Source organism: Sphingobium sp. AP50, from assembly GCF_900109095.1.
Taxonomy (GTDB): Bacteria; Pseudomonadota; Alphaproteobacteria; order Sphingomonadales; family Sphingomonadaceae; genus Sphingobium.
Genome location: NZ_FNYZ01000010.1, coordinates 103,573 through 122,548 on the forward strand (window position 1 = coordinate 103,573; position 18,976 = coordinate 122,548).

15 protein-coding genes, 1 tRNA gene and 1 pseudogene are annotated in these 18,976 nt (G+C 65.3%); 11 read left to right on the plus strand and 6 right to left on the minus strand.

The features are described 5' to 3' along the window. Nucleotides 1-150: 150 nt before the first annotated feature. From BMY84_RS16685 to BMY84_RS16710, 6 genes are all read left to right on the plus strand, one after another. Nucleotides 151-423 (plus strand): HU family DNA-binding protein, encoded by a 273-nt coding sequence (locus BMY84_RS16685; protein ID WP_093015310.1) that lies wholly within the window; start codon nucleotides 151-153, stop codon nucleotides 421-423. 273 nt (nucleotides 424-696) lie between these two features. Then, on the plus strand, nucleotides 697-1,230 hold the full coding sequence (locus tag BMY84_RS16690; protein ID WP_371262427.1) for a septal ring lytic transglycosylase RlpA family protein: 534 nt from the start codon (nucleotides 697-699) through the stop codon (nucleotides 1,228-1,230). After that, nucleotides 1,227-1,835, plus strand: coding sequence for a nucleotidyltransferase family protein (locus tag BMY84_RS16695; RefSeq protein WP_093085335.1), 609 nt, complete (start codon nucleotides 1,227-1,229; stop codon nucleotides 1,833-1,835). The genes BMY84_RS16690 and BMY84_RS16695 overlap by 4 nt, the downstream gene beginning before the upstream one ends. A 74-nt stretch (nucleotides 1,836-1,909) precedes the next feature. Then, nucleotides 1,910-1,986: transfer RNA gene (locus BMY84_RS16700), tRNA-His, on the plus strand. A gap of 122 nt (nucleotides 1,987-2,108) precedes the next feature. Beyond that, on the plus strand, nucleotides 2,109-2,480 hold the full coding sequence (gene hisI / locus BMY84_RS16705) for a phosphoribosyl-AMP cyclohydrolase (RefSeq protein WP_093085458.1): 372 nt from the start codon (nucleotides 2,109-2,111) through the stop codon (nucleotides 2,478-2,480). After that, entirely contained in the window at nucleotides 2,467-2,997 is a 531-nt protein-coding gene (locus BMY84_RS16710; protein ID WP_093085336.1) for a hypothetical protein, read from the plus strand. Before hisI ends, BMY84_RS16710 begins: the two co-directional genes overlap by 14 nt. Here BMY84_RS16710 and BMY84_RS16715 read toward each other — a convergent pair. From BMY84_RS16715 to BMY84_RS16725, 3 genes and pseudogenes are all read right to left on the minus strand, one after another. After that, the gene (locus BMY84_RS16715) at nucleotides 2,991-3,617 is read right to left on the minus strand and encodes a YitT family protein (protein WP_093085338.1); all 627 of its coding nucleotides are present in this window, start codon (nucleotides 3,615-3,617) and stop codon (nucleotides 2,991-2,993) included. The two genes, BMY84_RS16710 and BMY84_RS16715, sit on opposite strands and share 7 nt — an antisense overlap. Nucleotides 3,618-3,713: 96 nt before the next feature. After that, nucleotides 3,714-4,857 (minus strand): annotated as a pseudogene (locus BMY84_RS16720) (aspartyl/asparaginyl beta-hydroxylase domain-containing protein). 40 nt (nucleotides 4,858-4,897) lie between these two features. Further along, entirely contained in the window at nucleotides 4,898-6,094 is a 1,197-nt protein-coding gene (locus BMY84_RS16725; protein WP_093085339.1) for an MFS transporter, read from the minus strand. A 173-nt stretch (nucleotides 6,095-6,267) separates the two neighbouring features. On the opposite strand from BMY84_RS16725, the gene BMY84_RS16730 reads away from it, so the two are divergent. After that, nucleotides 6,268-7,155: an EamA family transporter gene (locus BMY84_RS16730; protein ID WP_093085460.1), complete on the plus strand. Its 888-nt coding sequence runs from the start codon at nucleotides 6,268-6,270 to the stop codon at nucleotides 7,153-7,155. 6 nt (nucleotides 7,156-7,161) lie between these two features. Here BMY84_RS16730 and BMY84_RS16735 read toward each other — a convergent pair whose 3' ends face one another. From BMY84_RS16735 to BMY84_RS16745, 3 genes are read right to left on the minus strand one after another with little or no spacing between them, the layout of a single operon-like run. Then, nucleotides 7,162-7,863 (minus strand): L,D-transpeptidase family protein, encoded by a 702-nt coding sequence (locus BMY84_RS16735; RefSeq protein WP_093085341.1) that lies wholly within the window; start codon nucleotides 7,861-7,863, stop codon nucleotides 7,162-7,164. Between the two features lie 40 nt (nucleotides 7,864-7,903). Next, nucleotides 7,904-10,171, minus strand: a complete 2,268-nt coding sequence (locus BMY84_RS16740) for an NADP-dependent malic enzyme (protein WP_093085342.1) — start codon at nucleotides 10,169-10,171, stop codon at nucleotides 7,904-7,906. A 27-nt stretch (nucleotides 10,172-10,198) separates the two neighbouring features. Continuing rightward, entirely contained in the window at nucleotides 10,199-11,116 is a 918-nt protein-coding gene (locus BMY84_RS16745) for a LysR family transcriptional regulator (protein ID WP_093085344.1), read from the minus strand. Nucleotides 11,117-11,212: 96 nt separating this feature from the next. Between BMY84_RS16745 and BMY84_RS16750 the strand changes: the two genes are divergently transcribed. The 4 genes from BMY84_RS16750 (at nucleotide 11,213) to BMY84_RS16765 (ending at nucleotide 18,951) form a co-directional block, all read left to right on the plus strand. Continuing rightward, nucleotides 11,213-13,324, plus strand: coding sequence for a malate synthase G (locus BMY84_RS16750; protein ID WP_093085461.1), 2,112 nt, complete (start codon nucleotides 11,213-11,215; stop codon nucleotides 13,322-13,324). Between the two features lie 266 nt (nucleotides 13,325-13,590). Further along, entirely contained in the window at nucleotides 13,591-14,328 is a 738-nt protein-coding gene (locus BMY84_RS16755; protein ID WP_093085345.1) for an ImuA family protein, read from the plus strand. Next, the gene (locus BMY84_RS16760) at nucleotides 14,306-15,769 is read left to right on the plus strand and encodes a Y-family DNA polymerase (RefSeq protein ID WP_371262426.1); all 1,464 of its coding nucleotides are present in this window, start codon (nucleotides 14,306-14,308) and stop codon (nucleotides 15,767-15,769) included. Before BMY84_RS16755 ends, BMY84_RS16760 begins: the two co-directional genes overlap by 23 nt. After that, on the plus strand, nucleotides 15,766-18,951 hold the full coding sequence (locus BMY84_RS16765; protein WP_093085348.1) for an error-prone DNA polymerase: 3,186 nt from the start codon (nucleotides 15,766-15,768) through the stop codon (nucleotides 18,949-18,951). The genes BMY84_RS16760 and BMY84_RS16765 overlap by 4 nt, the downstream gene beginning before the upstream one ends. The last annotated feature ends 25 nt before the right edge of the window (nucleotides 18,952-18,976 follow it).

Sequence of the window (18,976 nt, forward strand, 5' to 3'; positions counted from 1 at the left end):
TTCGATCGACAGACACGACAGGCCGCAAATTTTTGATCGAAGCAGGGAACTTCGTCGCTTTCCCTTTGACAGGCCCGGAAAACCGGGCCTTATTGCCCGCCCTACGCCGCGATTCCTAACGAACTAACAGCACAAGGGGGTTCCCAAGGCATGAATAAGCAGGATCTGATCAGCGCGGTCGCTGAAAGCAGCGGCCTTAGCAAGAATGACGCGACGAAGGCTGTGGAAGGCGTGTTCGACGCCATCACCGCGTCGCTGAAGAAGGGCGACGAAGTGCGCCTCGTCGGTTTTGGCACTTTCTCGGTTTCCCAGCGCAAGGCCTCGACCGGCCGTAACCCGCGCACGGGCGAAACCATGACGATCAAGGCTTCGGCGCAGCCGAAGTTCAAGGCCGGCAAGGGCCTGAAGGATTCGGTCAACTGACGGGCGGGGCGCCTGCGGCAAGCGGGCGCCCACCGTTTTGACCTTCTGCCGGCGTCGCGGTCGGAAAGTTTTTCAGGAGAGTAGTGCGGCCACGGTGCAAAGCCAGGAACCGCACAGGCATGTCTAAGGTGGAAAGGGACGAAAGGCGCCAACGCCCTTCGTCCCTTTCTTTTTGCGTTAAAGCCGGATTGCCGCGCATATTTCGCGCGTCCGGTGATCTGGGATGGAAGTGTCATGAACAAGGCTGGGGGCAGGATGCGGGCGGGATGGGCGATGATGGCCATCGTCGCGCTGTCGGCCTGTGGCGGCGGCAATTACCGTCCGGTGCGGGACATGCCGGTCAAGATCGGGCCGCCTTACAAGGTGCGGGGCGTGACATACACGCCCGCCGCCGATCCGGCCTATGATATGCTGGGCTATGCCAGTTGGTATGGATCGGAATCGGGGAATCGGACGGCCAATGGCGAGCGGTTTCGCGCCAAATGGATCACCGCCGCGCATGTCAGCTTGCCTTTGCCCAGCTATGTCGAGGTGACGGCGCTGGAGACGGGGCGGACGATCCTGGTCCGGATCAATGATCGTGGTCCCTTTGCGGGGCGCGGCCGGATCATCGACCTGTCGCGCGGTGCGGCCGAGGAACTGGGCATCCGCGCGCAGGGCCATGCGCCGGTACGGGTCCGCATCGTCGATCCGCCGGAAAAGGACCGGGCCAGCCTGCGCAAGGGCAAGCCCGCGCGTGTTCGGCCCAGCCTGTCGGCGGACGCGCTCGCCAATCTGCGCGCGCAGTTGCGGGCTTCCGGCCAATGAGCGGGGCGACGGCGACGGAAGAAGATGTTCGCCACCTTGCCGCCGGCCATCCCGTCGTTTCCACCATCCTGTTCCGTTGGGGCAGCGTGCGACTGCCCGATGCCTGGCTGTCCGGCAGCTTGCTGGCGCAGGCGCGCTGGAATGCGCGATTCGGCTTTCCGCCGATCCACGGTATTGCCGATGCCGACATCATCTATTTCGACGCTAGCGACCTTTCGGAGGCGGGCGAGCAGGCGAATGCGGAGAGATTGCAGGCGCTCTATGCCGACCTGCCGGTGCGGTTGGACGTGAAGAATGAGGCGCGGGTGCATCTCTGGTACCCTGACCATTTCGGGAAGGTCATTCCGCCCTATCGATCGGCGATCCATGCGACCACAACCTTTCCGACCACCGTGTCGGCCGTCGCGATCCGGCCGGATGTGCTGTCCGCACCCTTTGGACTGGACGATCTGATGCAGCCAGTGGTGCGGGCCAATGCGACGCTGATCGACAAGCCTTATTATGAGGCGAAGGCACGGCGATGGGCGCAATATTGGCCCGATCTGACGATCCTGCCGTGGCGGAAGGCCGTTCATTACCCCGGAGAAAATGGAGCATCGCAATAAAGTCGTCATTGTCCGCTTGACGGGCGCGGATCGGCCGCATATGTGGCCCTTCTCTCGGGGCAACGGCCCCTGTGGCGATCGTAGCTCAGTTGGTTAGAGCGCTGGTTTGTGGTACCAGAGGTCGCGGGTTCGGATCCCGTCGATCGCCCCATTTCCCCTTATTATTCCGAAAGCTAGAAGGGGAAGGCGCCGCTGCAAGGCGGCGGACTTTTCACTTTGCCGATCCGGAAAAAGCGGTTCCCACCATCCTGCGCTATGTTCTATAGCGCGCGCATGGATGATGCGCGCGACAAGGGGCTGACCCTCAATCCGAAATATGACCGGGATGGTCTGATCACCGCCGTCGTGACGGATCATGCCAGCGGCGATGTGCTGATGGTCGCGCATATGAACGCACAGGCGCTGCGCCTGACGGTGGACACGGGGCTTGCCCATTTCTGGTCGCGGAGCCGACAGTCGCTGTGGAAGAAGGGCGAGACGTCCGGCCATATGCTGGAAGTGCGCGACCTGCGCATCGATTGCGATCAGGACGCCGTCTGGGTGAAAGCCGTGCCTGCCGGCCCGACCTGCCACACTGGCGCGCGCTCCTGTTTCTTCCGCCGGATCGGGGCGGAGGGCCTTAGCAGCGTCGATGCGGCGGACTAGCCTCGCAATCCTTTTTCTGCTGGCTGGGTGCCAGCGTGCGCCGACCGGGAGCGATGCCGCTGCTTCGGATAGCGCGCCGACGTCCGGTCTGGAACGGGCCGCGATCGACAGCGGCGCCATTGCCGATGCAGCGCGAATCTCGCCGGTCGGCCTGTATCAGCATAGCCATGAAGCGGGTCGGGATGCGCTGTGCGTCATGCCCGGCAAGGATGGGCAATTCCGCTTCGGGCTGGAGGCCGTCTTTGGCGAGGAGCCCAATTGCCGGGGGCATGGCACCGCGCGCCGCGCGGGCGACAAACTGATCCTGAGCTTCAAGGGCGGCGACCGTTGCATCGTCGTGGCGCAATATGATGGCGATCAGGTCGCCTTGCCGGGCGTGGTCGACATGGCCTGCGCGGGCCTGTGCGAAGGGCGGGGATCGCTGGAGGGCGTATCCTTCCCCCGGATCGCCAGTGACGCCGCCACGGCGCTGCGCGCGCGGGACCGCAGCGGCGATCCGCTATGCGAGGCTCAATGACCGATATAGCGGCCGGGGCGGTGATTGACCATCAGCACGGCATTCATCGCCGCCGCTGACAGGACCGACAGGCCGAACCGTTCGAAGCTGAGCGCCGGCAGCGACGCGAGCAGGATCAATATGTCGCAGCCCATCTGCGTGCGCCCGGCATTCCAGCCGCGCGATTTTTGCAGGATCAAAGCGATCACGCCCACGCCGCCCACGCCCGCGCCATGGCGGGCGATGGCGAGGATGCCGAAGCCGATGATCGATCCCCCAAACAAGGCCGCGAAGAGCGGGCTGATCCGGGCGATCTGCATCGCGGCGGGCATGACGAGGCCGACGGCCATGATCGCGACGTTGGCGAACAGCGTCTTGAGGCCGAAGGCCAGCCCCATCGCCCGCCCGGCAAAGAGGAAGAAGGGCAGATTGATCAGCAGGAACAGGGCGGCCGGGGGCCAGTGGATGAAGTAAGAGAGCAGCAGCGCGATCCCCGCCATGCCGCCCGTCACCAGATTGGCCTGTTTCAGCAGCACCAGACCCATGGCGATGAACGCACAGCCGATGGCGATGGCATAGCCATCCTCGGCCAGGCTGTGGGGACGGGGCATCGGCGTCGAAGACGGGATCACAGGGGGCATTGGGCGAAGTCCGTAAAGCGGGAGCGCCCCGGTCATCCTCCTGTTATATTGTTGCGCCCGATCATAACGAAGTTGCGAGCGCTTGCAAAGCCCCGCTTAGCCGCCATCATCGACCTGAGCGGGGCCGAAGGCGTCGATCGCCTGGAACAGGCTGGCCAGGGCTTCGCGCTCTTCCATGCCGATTTCCGGACGCCAGACTTCGAACAGCAGGATGATCCGCGTTTCGCTGCTGCGGTTCCAGGCTTCATGCTCGATGCTGTCGTCGAACAACAGCATTTCGCCCTTGCGCCAGGCGCGGGTTTCCGCGCCGACGCGCAGCGCGCAATCGTCCGGCACTAGCAGCGGCAGGTGACAGATCAGCCGGGTCTTGAGCAGGCCATGATGCGGCTGGATATGGGTGCCGGGCTTCAATAGCGACCAAAGGGCGTTGGGCGAGCGGCCTGTAATGAGCGGCATGGGCGCATGGGCAAGCGCCGCCGTCACCGCCGGGCAGCGTGCGGAATTGTCGGCTACGGGGGCGCCATTCTGCCAGAAATAGAAGGCGCCCCAGCTTGGGTCGTCGCGCAGAGGGTTGTTTGGCGCGGGGCGATCCATGGATGTCTGGACATAGGGCGCGAATTCCGCCTCCTGCGTGCGCACCGCCATCAGTTCGGCAACGATGGTGTCGGTCATCGCCTCGATCGGCGCGACCCAGTCGAATTCAGAACGTTCGTAGAAGGCGCGCTGGGGCAGGCCGGGGAAATAGAACATGCTGGGCTGTTGCAGATAGAGGCTGGTCTTCCCGAGCAGCAGGTCGGTCGCCTGCGCGATCCGGGGCAGCGGCGGCAGATCGCGGATCGCGCTGGTCAGATGATCTTCGAACTTTTGGCTGGATTGCGCGATGCTGGCCTGCGCCTGCTGAAGCAGGGGCTGGATCTGGGGTGGCGCGCCGGTTGCCGCCGCCTGCGCCAGTGCCGCGCGATACCAGCTGATCGATCCGCGTTCATCCCCGCGACGCAGCGCATTCTGCCCCATGGCGAGCAATGCGGGGAGGTTGCGCATGTCGCCATCCAATCAACATGCGGCGCAGCGCGGCGGCTTCGCCATCCAGATCGCCATTGCGGTTATGCGCCTGCGCCAGCAGCATTGCCGGCGCATCGGTCATCTCTTCCAGCGCCGCCAGCGCCACCCGGATATCGCCGCGGCGCAGCGCCGCCAAAGCGGCGTCCCGCAACGCCGTCTCTCTTGCCTGATCGTTCATCGCTCCGCTTTATCGGGTGGTAAGGCGGGACGAAAGCGGCTTATTCGGCGGCTGCTGGCACGAAGCTGGCCTGACGGCGTTCCAGCGTGATGGCGATCAGGAAGATGACAAGGCCGCCGAGCGCCAGCGCGCAACCGATCCAGCCGGTCGACACCAAGCCATAGCCAGCCGCGATCGACAGGCCACCCAGCCAGGGGCCAAGGGCGTTGGCCATGTTGAAGGCGCTGTGGTGCAGCGCCGCCGCGAGCGTCTGTGCTTCGCCCGCGACATCCATGAGGCGCGCCTGCAAGGGCGTGCCGAGGCCGCCGCCGATGCCGATCAGGAAGATGTTCAGGCTGAGCGTCCAGATATTGCCTGCCATCAGCGGGAACAGCGCCAGCGACGCGGCGCTCCATAGCAGCACGCCGATGACGGTGCGGTTGAGCGCCCGGTCCGCCAGCCACGCCGCCGCCAGATTGCCCAGCGTCAGGCCGACGCCGAAGATGATCAGGATCAGGGGCACATAGCTTTCCGACACATGGGTCACGTCGATCATGGTCGATGCGACATAGGTGTAGACTGCGAACATGCCGCCGAAACCGATCGCGCCGGTCAGCAGGGTGAGCCATACTTGCCCCTTGCTGAGCGCGGTGAGTTCCCGCAGCGGGCTGGCCTTGGGATCGCCGGCATCGCGTGGGGCATAGAGGGCGACCAGCGTCACCGTGGCGATCGCCAGCGCGGCGACGACGAAGAAGCCCGAGCGCCAGCCCAGCACCTGACCCATCCAGTTCGCCACCGGCACGCCGATGATCGTCGCGACGGTCAGGCCGGACATGACCTTGGCGATCGCAAGCGCGCGCTTTTCGATCGGCACCAGATTAGCGGCGACCAGCGCGGCGACACCGAAATAGGCACCGTGCGGTAAGCCCGACAGGAAACGGAACAGCAGCAGCCAGTGATAGCCGGGCGACAGAGCGGACAGGCCATTGGCGATGGCGAACATAGCCATCAGGCCGATCAGCAGAGTCCGGCGCGGCAATCGGGCACCGAAGGCGGCGATCACCGGTGCGCCCGCGACGACGCCCAGCGCATAGGCGCTGATCGCATGGCCGGCAGTGGGCACGTCGATGCCCAGATCGCGGGCGAAGAAGGGCAGCAGGCTCATCGACGCGAACTCGGTGGTGCCGATTGCGAAGGCGCCGACGGCCAGGGCGAACAGGACGAGCGCGGGGTGCGCTTTATGAGGCTGGGCGCCCATGGCAAGCTCCATGCTGCAATGCAAAATATACGGAAGTCCCGCAAATGGGCTTGCTGACAGCGTTGGTCAACCCCGCATTCGTATGAGATTCTTGCAGTTGCGATCGCATATCTTGCAAACGCCGCCATGCGACAATGGGTCGCGCCTGCCGCATAATCGGCTATAGCGCCCGCATGACTGGGAAAATCGGGCAGGACGGGCGCGCCGTCATCATCGGGGCTGCGGCAGTGTTGGCGTCGCTGACATCGGTTACGCTGGGGGCTGCCATAGCCAAGACCCTGTTCCCGGTGGTGGGCGCCTATGGCATCACCAGCCTGCGGGTGGGGCTGGGTGCGATCCTGCTATTGCTGTTCCGGCGACCCTGGCGGCGGGCGATTCCGGTAGGGGTACGCTGGCCGCTGCTGGCTTATGGGGCGGTGCTGGGACTGATGAACATCCTGATCTATCAGGCGTTCGCCCGCATCCCGATCGGCATTGCCATTGCGATCGAGGTGATCGGGCCACTGGCTGTCGTCCTGTTCGGGTCGCGCAGGCCGCGCGATTTTCTATGGTTGGCTGCGGCGGTCGCCGGATTGCTGCTGCTGTTGCCGCTGCGCAGCGATGCGGCACTCGATCCGTGGGGCGTTGGCTTTGCGCTGGCGGCAGCGGCCTGCTGGGCGACCTATATCCTGACCGGCAAGCGGGTGTCCGGCGCGCTGGGCGGTGATGCGGTTGCCTGGGGCATGTTGATTGCGGCGATCCTGATCCTGCCCGTGGGTATAGCGCATCAGACTCCCGCGCTGTTCAGTTCCCATGTGCTGTTGCTGGGGATTGCCATTGCCGTCCTGTCCAGCGCCTTGCCCTATTCGCTGGATATGGAGGCGATGCGGCGATTGCCGGCGCCGGTTTTCGGCCTGATGGTCAGTTCCGCGCCGGCCGTGGGGGCGGTGATCGGCTTTGCGCTGCTGGGCGAGCAACTCACGCTTCTTCAGTGGATCGCGATCCTGTGCATCATGGCGGCTTCGGGTGGCAGCGCGCTGACCGCCGGGCACAAGCCTGCGATCGAGGATGCACCGCAATAAGGCGGGTCAGCCGTTCACTTTCGCCTGGCTGACATCCAGCATCTTGCCCTCGGTAATGACGACAAGGTCGCCGATCTTGGTCACGCCGAATAATTTTTGCGCAAAGGCCGTGGGCACGCCGATGCAGCCATGGGTGCCGCGGCCCCATTGCACGTCGCTGCCATGGATGAAGACGCCGTCGCTGGTCAGGCGCTGGGCAAAGGGCATGGGCGCATTGTCATAGGTGCGCGAATAATAGTCAGCGACCTTCTGGGTGATGGGGAAGGCACCTTTCGGGCTGGGCTTGTCGGTTGCGCCATAGAGGATGACGGCCGCGCCAATCTCATAGCCGTCGCGGAATACCGACAATGTCTGCGCCCGCAGGTCGACGGTAATGATGACGCGCCCGGTCTTGGGCGCGCCATTTTCGTCCCAGGCATAATCGCCATGGCGGAACGGGCCGTCGATCTTCAGCACGCGCTTTACGCGAAGGGCATTGGGATCGACGGTCATGCCCTGATCGCTGCGCAGTTCGGCAGGCTTGGTTGGGGCCTTGGGCGAGGCAGGGGGCGGCGCTGCATCGGCCTTCGCCGCTGCTGTGGGCGCTTGCGGCTTGGCCTTTCCGGCGAGCGCGCGCCAGTCGATCGACGCGCCGACCACCAGCGCCGTCACCGCCAGCACGCCGCCGATCGCCAGCTTCGGTCCAGAACCCGCCATCTTCGTCTTCATGCCTCCATTCGCGTGGCAGGATAGACGGGAAAGGTTAAGCTCAGCCTTCCCGCGCCACTTCCGCCGCCGCGATTGCCGTCAGGTTCAGGATGCCGCGCGACGTTACGCCGGGCGTCAGCACATGGATCGGCTTGGTCAGGCCCATCAGCATCGGGCCGACCGTCGGCGAACTGGATGAGGCCGACAGAGCCGTCAGGGTGATGTTCGCCGCGTCGAGGTTCGGCATGACGAGCAGGTTGGCCGGGCCTTCGAAGCGCGAATCGGGGATCAGGCGCTCGCGCAGCGACTGGCTGAGCGCTGCGTCCGCATGCATTTCGCCATCCACCGCCAGATCGGGCGCGGCTTCGCGGACCAGATGGAGCGCCTTGCGCATCTTGCGCGCGCTGTCGGTGTGCGATGCGCCGAAATTGGAGTGTGACAACAGCGCCACGCGCGGGGTTAGGCCGAAATGCTGCAACTCGGCAGAGGCCGCCAGCGTCATTTCCGCAATCTGTTCCGGCGTCGGATCGGGCACCATATGGGTGTCGGTGATGAACAGCGCGCCCGCGTCAAGGATCAGGCCCGATAGCGCATAGACGCGACTGTGATCGGGTGCGCGATCGATGATGCGCAGCACATGTTCGACCTGGCCCCAATATTCGGACCGGCCGCCGACCAGCGCGGCATCGACGCGGCCGGTGTGCAGCAGCATCGCGGCGGTAATGGTGGGGCGACGATAGACGTGACGCAGGATTTCGTCGGCCGGCACGCCCTTGCGCGCGGCGACCGCGCGATAGGCCTCGACCAGTTCACCCATGACCAGATGATCGGTTTCCGGATCGATCAGTTCGACATCGGTGTCGAGATTGAGGCGCAGGCCGAGTTCCGGCAATTTCTGTTGCAGGATGCGGCGGCGGCCGACGATGACCGGGCGGACGATGCCTTCGTCCAGTGCATCGCTGATCGCGCGAAGCACGCGGTCATCCTCGCCCTCGCCATAGGCGATGCGGCAGGCGCTGCCACGGGCGGCTTCGAACACGGGCAGCATCAACTGGCCCGACCGGGTGCTCTGGCGGGTCAGGCTGCGTTTATAGTCTTCGAGGTTCAGCGTCTTCTTCGCGACGCCGCTGTCCATCGCCGCCTTGGCGACGGCGACGGCGATCTCGCCGATCAGGCGCGGGTCGAAGGGCGTGGGAATGATATAGTCGGCGCCGAACACCAGCTTGCGGCCGCCATAGGCCTGCGCCACGCTGTCATGCGCGGGCATGCGGGCGAGGGCAGCGATGGCGTCGGCTGCGGCGACCTTCATCGCTTCGTTGATCTGCGTCGCGCCGACATCCAGCGCGCCGCGGAAGATATAGGGAAAGCACAGGACGTTGTTGACCTGGTTCGGATAGTCCGAGCGGCCGGTCGCGATAATCGCGTCCGGGCGCACTTCGCGGGCGGCCTCCGGGCGGATTTCCGGCTCCGGATTGGCGAGCGCGAAGATCAGCGGATTGGGCGCCATCAGCGGCAGCCATTCGGGCTTCAGCACGCCCGGCGCCGACAGGCCCAGGAACAGATTGGCGCCTGGCAGGACGTCGGGCAGGGTGCGCGCGTTGGTGTTGCGGGCATAGCGTGCCATATTGGGCAGCATGCCTTCGCGGCCCGAATGGATGACGCCATCCTTGTCGGTCATCGTGACGTTTTCGATCGGCAGGCCCATCGACACCAGCAGGTCGACGCAGGCAAGTGCAGCGGCGCCCGCGCCCGACGTCACCAGCTTCGCGTCGGCCAGCGTCTTGCCCTGCAACACCAGCGCATTGCGCACGGCGGCGGCGACGACGATGGCGGTGCCATGCTGATCGTCATGAAAGACCGGAATGTTCATCCGTTCTTTCAGGCGGCGCTCGATCTCGAAACATTCGGGCGCCTTGATATCTTCCAGATTGATGCCGCCGAAAGTCGGCTCCATCAGCGCGACGGCATCCACGAAGGCATCCGCGTCGGTCGTGTCGATTTCGATGTCGAACACATCGATGTCGGCGAATTTCTTGAAGAGGACGGCCTTGCCCTCCATCACCGGCTTGGAGGCCAGCGCGCCGATCGCGCCCAGGCCCAGAACGGCGGTGCCGTTGGAGATGACGGCGACCAGATTGCCGCGCGCGGTATAGTCCATCGCCTTGTCGGGATCGGCGGCGATCTCCACGCAGGGCGCGGCCACGCCCGGCGAATAGGCCAGCGCAAGGTCGCGCTGGTTCACCATGCGCTTGGTCGGCTCTATGCGGAGCTTACCGGGCTGGGGATAGCGGTGATAGTCAAGGGCGGCGCGGCGGGTGTTGTCGTCCATGCCCGCGGCCTTAGAGCCTTGGTTCCGCTAGGGCAAGACAGTGCGTTCCCCCAAGGCTTCCCAAGGTGGCACCGGGACATAAATTGTAACAAGAAAGTCGATGAAGGCGCTGATGGCGCGGGGCGGATTGGCTTGCGGCAACTGCACCGCGAACAGGCCGACATTGCTGGACCCTTCATAGGCGGGAAGAATTTGCTGCACGTCGCCGCGCAGCAAAGCTTCGCTAATGTCCCATAGTGACCGCAGTGCGATGCCTCCACCCGCCAGCGTCAGTTCACGCACCAGTTCGCTGCTGTTGGTGCGGACATGGCTGCGCCCTTCGACACTGACGGGGCCTTTGGGGCCGATCAAGCGCCAGGGCATTTGTCCTTCGGCGGCGAGCAGGCGATGATCTTTCAGATCGGTGATGCGGTCGGGCGTGCCATGCTGCGCCAGATAGGCGGGCGATGCGCAGAGGATGCGGCGATTGGTCGCCAGCCGCTGCGCTGTAAGGCCCGGCCCCGGATCGGCGGTGATGCGAATGGCGAGATCGGCCCGGCTTTCGATCAGGTCGGCGAAAACATCCGACAGGTCGACGGTCAGTTCCACCTTCGGATGGGCGTCGATGAAGCGTTGCAGATAGGGTGCCAGATGCATACGCCCGAAAGATGTCGGCGCGGTGATGCGCAGCGAACCGCTGGCCATGGCCGAAGCGCCCGACACGCGCCGTTCCGCCTCATCCAGTGCAGCCAATATGCCGCGCAGGTCGGCATGGAGCCTTTCGCCTGCCGGGGTCAGCGCCAGTCGCCGGGTGGTGCGATGGACCAGCTTTGCACCCAACCTTTCTTCCAGTCGGGCGAGGCGTTTCGACATCATCGCGGGCGATATGTGCAGCCTGCGCCCGGCGGCCGCCAGACCGCCTTCGTCCACTATACACACGAACAGTTCATGGTCGGGGTCCATCATATTATTTCACCAGAAGAATGACTGTATTCGAATAATAGCGTCTACACCGCATAATGGTAACAGTCTATGAAGGGCGCAACCAATGGAGTGGATAGCATGACCGACCGCATGATCGACAAGGCCGGCCTTCAGGTCGCCGAGCAACTGGCCGATTTCATCGACAGCCGCGCGCTGCCCGGCACCGGCATCGCGCCCGAAGCCTTCTGGGCAGGGGTTGCCGATATTTTCGGGCGGTTCGCGCCGGAAAATGCCGCCCTGTTGCGCAAGCGCGACACGTTGCAGGCGCAGATCGACAGCTGGCACGAGCAGCGCCGGGGGCAGCCGCATGACCCGCAAGCCTATCAGGCCTATCTGCGCGAGATCGGCTATCTGGTCGCTGAGCCTGCGCCCTTCGCCATTGGCAGCGAGAATGTCGATGACGAGGTCGCCCGCATGGCCGGGCCGCAACTGGTCGTTCCGATCCTCAACGCCCGCTTCCTGCTGAACGCCGCCAATGCGCGCTGGGGCAGCCTCTATGACGCGCTTTACGGCACCGACGCCATTCCCGGCGCGGCTTCGGGCAAGGGCTATGACGCCGCACGCGGTGCGCAGGTCATTGCATGGGCCAAGGCGTTTCTGGACGACGCTATTCCGCTGGCGAACGGCAGTTGGGCGGATCTGGCAAGCGACGACATCATCCTGGCCGATCCGGCGCAGTTTGTCGGCACGAGCGAGAAGGGCAAGCTGTTCCGTCACAACGGCCTGCATATCGAGGTCGTTTTTGACCGCGCCCACCCGATCGGTGCGACCGATCCGGCCGGTATCGCCGACGTCATCCTGGAATCCGCGCTGACCGCCATTTGCGATCTGGAGGATTCGGTCGCCGCCGTCGATGCGGAGGACAAGGTTGCCGCCTATGCCAACTGGCTGGGGCTGATGCAGGGCGATCTGACCGAGACGTTCGAAAAGGGCGGGGCGATGATGACGCGCGCGCTCAACCCAGACCGCGCTTACATCGCACCGGACGGCAGCGCTTTCACCCTGCCGGGCCGCAGCCTGCTGTTTGTCCGCAATGTCGGCCATCTGATGACCAATCCGGCGATCCGCCTGCCCCATGGCGAAGAAGCCCCCGAAGGCATCCTTGACGGCATCGTCACCAGCCTGATCGCGCTGCACGACCTGAAGCGGGACGGCGGCAACAGTCGCGCGGGCAGCGTCTATATCGTCAAGCCCAAGATGCACGGTCCCGAAGAGGCCGGTTTCACCAACCGCCTGTTCGACGCGATCGAAGATATGCTGGGCATGGCGCGCCATACGCTGAAAGTCGGCGTCATGGACGAGGAGCGCCGCACCTCTGCCAATCTCGCCGCCTGCATTGAAGCGGTTCGGGAACGGATCGTCTTCATCAACACCGGCTTCCTCGACCGTACTGGCGATGAGATGCATACGTCGATGCAGGCCGGTCCGATGATCCGCAAGGGCGAGATGAAGAGCAGCGACTGGATCACGGCCTATGAGGACCGCAACGTCCAGATTGGCCTCGCTTGTGGCCTGTCCAGCCGGGCGCAGATCGGCAAGGGGATGTGGGCCGCGCCGGACCGGATGGCCGACATGCTGGAGCAGAAGTCGGGCCACCCGAAGAGCGGCGCCAACACCGCCTGGGTTCCCTCGCCGACCGCCGCGACGCTGCACGCGACCCATTATCACCGCATCGATGTCTTCGCCCGCCAGGCGGAGCGCAAGGCGGAGGGGATCGCGCCGCTGGACAAATTGCTGACCATTCCCGTCGCGGTCGGCCGCAACTTCTCCGAGCAAGAGATCGCGCAGGAACTGGATAATAATGCGCAGGGCATATTGGGCTATGTCGTCCGATGGGTCGATCAGGGCGTCGGCTGTTCCAAGGTGCCCGATATTCACGATATCGGCCTGATGGAGGACCGCGCGACGCTGCGCATTTCCTCGCAGCATATGGCCAACTGGCTGCTGCACGGCGTCTGCACGGAAAGCCAGGTCGACGCCGCGCTGAAGCGGATGGCGGCCAAGGTCGACGCGCAAAATGCGGGCGACCCGCTCTATCAGCCGATGAGCGGGCGCGAAGCCGAAAGCCTTGCCTATCAGGCCGCCCGCGCGCTGGTGTTCGAGGGGGTCGAGCAGCCCAGCGGTTATACAGAGCCTTTGCTTCACGCCTTCCGTGCGGAACAGAAGGCCGAGGCGCTGGAGGACGCATAAGCGCAAAACGCCGTTCGTTTCGAGCCCTTCGACTGCCTGCTTGCAGCAGGCGCTCAGGACAGGCCAAAGTCGAGAAACGGGAAGCGCAGTTCCAGCCGCTTCTCGACAGGCTCGAAGCGAACGGTTTATTCTTGATGTATTTGCTGTGAATTTTCCTTCCATTCAAGGGGTGGTCCGGGACAAGCGAGCCGCCCCTTTTGCTGTGGCGACGGTGGACATAGGCTCGATTAAAGAACATAAAGGGAACAAATTGAGCGAATCGAGATATGGCAGGCAGTATTTCCCCATGGGGCAGCCGTCCGGCGGGACGGGATACGCCGCTGGCGCAAGCGTCGATGCCGGCGCTGGCGCAGGGGCAATTGCATGAAATCCATGCGCAGGGCGCGGACTGGGCGGCGGCGCTGGCCTTCGCGCTGGCCACGGGGGAAAGGGCGCGGGATGGCGCGATCTTCGCGCTGCGCACGCCGCGTCGCCATCGTCTGCCCATGGTCTTTTCCGGGGATGGGCTGGCGCTGCTGGGCATTCGGCCAGACCGACTGACGATCGTCGAGGCGGGGAACGAGAAGGACATGCTGCGCGCCGGGCTGGAGGCGGCTCGCTGCGCCGGGGTGGCAATGGTGTTGATGGAAAGTGAGGGGCGCTTTGCCGATTATGACCTGACCGCCAGTCGTCGGCTGGTGCTGGCGGCAGAGGCCTCGCGCGCCTGCGTGCTGCTGCTGCGCGGTGACGCCGAACCCCGGTCGAGCGGCGCACAGACGCGCTGGTCGATCCGCAGCGCGCCGTCGGAAGCGTGGGAGGCGGATGCGCCCGGTTGGCCGACGATCGACGCCGAACTGCTCCGCTATCGCGGCGGCCCCGCCGGAGGACGCTGGCGGCTGATGTGGGACGAGGATGATGGACGATTTCGGGATGCCGCCCGGCTCCAGACGGTGCCTGGCGCTGTGGTTCCCCTTTCTCGCCTGCGAACGGGCGCAGATGGGGATGCCCGGCGACAGGTCGCCTGAGCCTTCCGCGCCTGAAGCCTTCGCATTAGTGGCACGGGTCGGCAATGCGTTGCGGCTGGCGGCGGTCGATCGGCTGGCGCTGGCGCAGGGGCTGGCGGCGGGCATGACGCTGGCCGATGCGCGGGCGCGCTGCCCGGCGCTGGTGACTGTGCCCGCCGATCCGGATGCGGATGCGCGCGCACTGGACCGGTTGCTGGAGGGGATGCGGCGCTTCACGCCGATGGTCGCGCTCGATCCGCCCGATGGACTGGTGCTGGATATCAGCGGCTGCGACCATCTGTTCGGCGGCGAAGATGCGCTGGCCGATGCGGCGCGGCGGCAGGTGGGCTTTGCCAGCCGCCATGGCTTTGGTCCCAACGCCATGGCGGCGCGAGCCCTGGCGCGGCATGGTAGCGAGGGCACGGAGGTTGCGATGCTCCCCGTCGCGGCGCTCGATCTGGATGAGGGCGCGCTGGCGGCGCTGCGGCGGGCGGGGCTGCGCACGATCGGCGATCTGGCGCGCCGGCCGATGGGGATGATCGCCGCGCGTTTCGGCGAGCAGGCCGTCACCCGGCTGCGGCAAATCATGGGCGAAGCGCCCAGCCCGATCGCCCCGCGCCGCCCACAGGCGCCGATCCGCGCCGACGCCCGTTTTCCCGAACCGATCGGCCGCACCGATGATGTGATGGACGTGATCGAACATCTGCTGGCGCAGGCCGCGCGGCAGATGGAGGCGCGGCGACTGGGCGGGCGGCGTTTCGTCGTCCAGTTGGTGCGCAGTGATGGCGCGCGGCAGGGGCTGATGATCGAGACGGGCCAGCCGGTGCGTGATCCTGCCGCCGTGCTGCGCCTGCTGCGCGAGCGGATCGATACGATGGCCGATCCGCTCGATCCCGGTTTCGGCTTCGATTCCGTGCATCTGGCGGTGCCCTGGACGGAGGCGCTGGTCGAACGCCAGCCGACATTGGAGGGCGAGGCGCAGGCGCGGGGGGAGGCGGATGTCATCGCCCTGATCGACCGGCTGGGTATCAGGCTTGGTCCCGATCGGGTGCGGCGGCTGGAACCATGCGACCGGCATCTGCCCGAAATGGCGCAACATCTGGTTCCGGCGGCGCGCGCCTCCACCGTCGACTGGCTGGTGGACAAGGAGCGCCCGCCAAGGCCGCTATTGCTGTTCGATCCGCCGCAAAGCGTCGATGTGATCGCCGGTGTGCCCGATGGGCCGCCGCAACGCTTTCGCTGGCGCGGCGTACTGCATGAGGTGCGACTGGCCGAGGGGCCGGAGCGGATCGCGGCCGAATGGTGGCGACGGCGCGAGGGGCATCAGCCCGGTAGCGCGGGGCGGACGCGCGACTATTACCGGATCGAGGATGGCGATGGTCGCCGTTACTGGATGTTCCGCCACGGCCTGTTCGGGCAGGAAACGGATATCCACTGGTATCTGCACGGCCTGTTCGCATGAGCGCGCCGCCCTTTGCCGAACTCGTCGCCGCGACCAATTTCAGCTTCCTGCGCGGCGCGTCGCACCCGCGCGACATGGTGGTGCAGGCGGCGCATCTGGGCATGACCGGCCTTGGCATCGCCGATCGCAACAGTGTTGCGGGCGTGGTGCGCGCGCATCAGGCGATGAAGGATCTGGGTGTCCTGACCGGCGGGATGCGCCTGATCGTCGGCGCGCGGCTGGTCTTTGCCGATGGCACGCCGGATATCGTCGCTTACCCTATGACCCGCTTCGGCTGGGGGCGGCTGACCCGGTTGCTGACATTGGGCAATCGCCGCGCGATCAAGGGGGCCTGCGAACTGCGCCTGCCTGACCTGATCGATCATGCGCAGGAGATGGCGCTGATCGCGATGGATGGTGACGCGGTTTTGCTAGGCCAGTTGCGCGGCCTGACCCCGCATCTCTGGCTCGCCGCTACCATGAGGCGGGCCGGGCGCGACGCGCGGATGCTGGCGCGGCGCAAGGCATTGGCGGCACAATGCGGCGTGCCGCTGATCGCGACCAATGACGCGCTCTATGCAGAGGCGGACGACCGGCCGATGCAGGATATCCTGACCTGCATCCGCGAAGGGCTGAGCGTGCAGACCGCCGGCCGCCGCCTCGCCATCAATGCCGAACGGCATCTCAAAGACCCCGCCGAAATGGCGCGCCTGTTCGCCGCCTGCCCGGAAGCGATCGCCGCGACGCAGGATCTGCTCGCCTGCATCACTTTCACCCTCGACCAGCTTGTCTATGAATATCCGCATGAACCGGTGCCGGAGGGCTGGGCACCGCAGGACTGGCTGGAGCATCTGGTGCAGGAGAAGGCGCAGGCGCGCTTTCCTGACGGTCTGTCGCCGCGCTATCGCGAGGTGCTGGACGAGGAATTTCGACTGATCCGGGACAAGAATTACGCCTATTATTTCCTGACTGTCCACGACATCGTCGCTTATGCCCGCAGCCTCGACCCGCCGATCCTGTGTCAGGGGCGCGGATCGGCGGCCAATTCGCTGGTCTGCTATCTGCTGGGCGTCACCCCGATCGACCCGGTTGAGCAGAAACTGCTCTTCTCCCGCTTCCTCTCCGAAAACCGCGACGAACCACCCGATATCGACGTCGATTTCGAACATGAGCGGCGCGAGGAGGTGATGCAATATATCTACCGCCGCTATGGCCGCGATCGGGCGGGCATCGCCGCGACCGTCATCCGGTACCGCCAGCGCAGCGCGATCCGCGAAGTCGGCAAGGCGCTGGGCCTGACCGAGGATGTGACCGCGCGCCTTTCCGGCACCGTCTGGGGTAGCTGGGGCGGGGAGGAAGTGCCCGAAAGTCGGGTGAGCGAAGCGGGCTTCGATCCCGCCAATCCCGAACTGGCCCGGCTGCGCGAGATGGCGAGCCGGCTGCTGGAATATCCGCGTCACCTTTCGCAGCATGTCGGCGGCTTCGTGCTCAGCCATGGGCGGCTCGACGAACTGGTGCCGATCCACAATGCCGCCATGCCCGATCGCACCTTCATCGAATGGGACAAGGATGATCTCGACACGCTCAAACTGATGAAGGTCGATGTGCTTGCGCTCGGCATGCTGACCGCGATCCGCAAGAGTTTCGACCTGATGCGCCTGCACGATCTTGGCGACCTGACGCTGGACCGGGTGCCGGTGGAAGACGCGGCGACCTATGCCATGCTCCAGACGGGCGACAGTATCGGCACCTTCCAGGTCGAAAGCCGGGCGCAGATCGCCATGCTGCCCCGGATGAAGCCGAAAGAGTTGTACGACCTCGTCATTCAGGTAGCGATCGTGCGCCCCGGCCCGATCCAGGGCGGCATGGTGCATCCCTATCTGCGGCGGCGCGCGGGGGAGGAGGCCGAGGACTATCCCGGCCCGCCCGGCAATCCGTTGGAACTGAAGGAGGTTCTGGAAAAGACCAAAGGCGTGCCGCTGTTTCAGGAACAGGCGATGCGCCTCGCGATCGTCGCCGCCAAATTCACGGCGGCCGAGGCGGACGGCCTGCGCCGCTCCATGGCGACCTTCCGCAATCGCGGCGACATCGGCAACTGGCAGGAAAAATTCATCACCGGCATGACAGTGCGCGGCTATCCGCTCGATTTCGCCGAACGCTGTTTCGAACAGATCAAGGGGTTCGGCGAATATGGCTTCCCCGAAAGCCATGCACAGGCGTTCGGCTGGCTCGCCTATGTCTCCTCCTGGCTGAAATGCCATTATCCCGCCGTCTTCACCTGCGCCCTGCTCAACAGCCAGCCGATGGGTTTCTACGCCCCCGCGCAACTGGTGCGCGACGCGCAACAGCATGGGGTGGAGGTGCGGCCGATCGATGTGCAGGCCAGCGACTGGCATAGCAGTCTGGAGGGCGAACGCATCCTGCGCCTTGGCCTCAAGCAGGTCGACGGTTTCCGCGAGGAATGGGCGAAGGCGCTGATGGCGGCGCGGGCCGATGCGCCGATCCGCGACATGGAGGATCTGGCGCGCCGGGCGGGCATGTCGGCGCGGGCGTTGCACCTGCTGGCCGATGCCGATGCGCTGCGATCGATCGGGCAGAACCGGCGCGAGGCGGGATGGGAAGCGCGGCGGGTGCCGCCCGTGCAATTGCCGCTCTTCGCCGCCCAGGACTTGCCCGAACTGAGCAAGGAAGCCGACGCCGCGCTGCCCGTCATGCCTTTGGCGGAGGAAGTGGCGATCGATTATGTGACCCAGCGCCTGTCGCTGAAGGGCCATCCGATGCAATTCCTGCGCGCCCGTTTCGCGCGCGCCGGGGCGATCGACTGCGCGGCGGTGAATGCAGCGAAGGATGGCGCGAAGGTCCGGGTGGCGGGCGTGGTGCTGACCCGCCAGCGGCCGGGCAAGGGCAATGCGGTCTTCATCACGATCGAGGATGAAAGCGGCATCGTCAACGCGCTGCTATGGGCACGCGACATGGAAAAACAACGCCGCGCGGTGATGGCCGCCCGGCTGATGCTGATCGACGGCGAAGTCCAGCGCAGCAAGGAAAATGTCGTCCACTTGATCGTCGACCGCGTGACGGATGCGAGTGAAGCGATGGCGCGACTGAACGAGGGGCAAGGGAGCGGGTCGCTGGCGAGGCCATCCCCGCACAGGCATCCGCGCGATGTGCGGATATTACCAAAATCACGGGATTTTCATTGAGGAGTGAAGGAAAGACAGCTTTGGG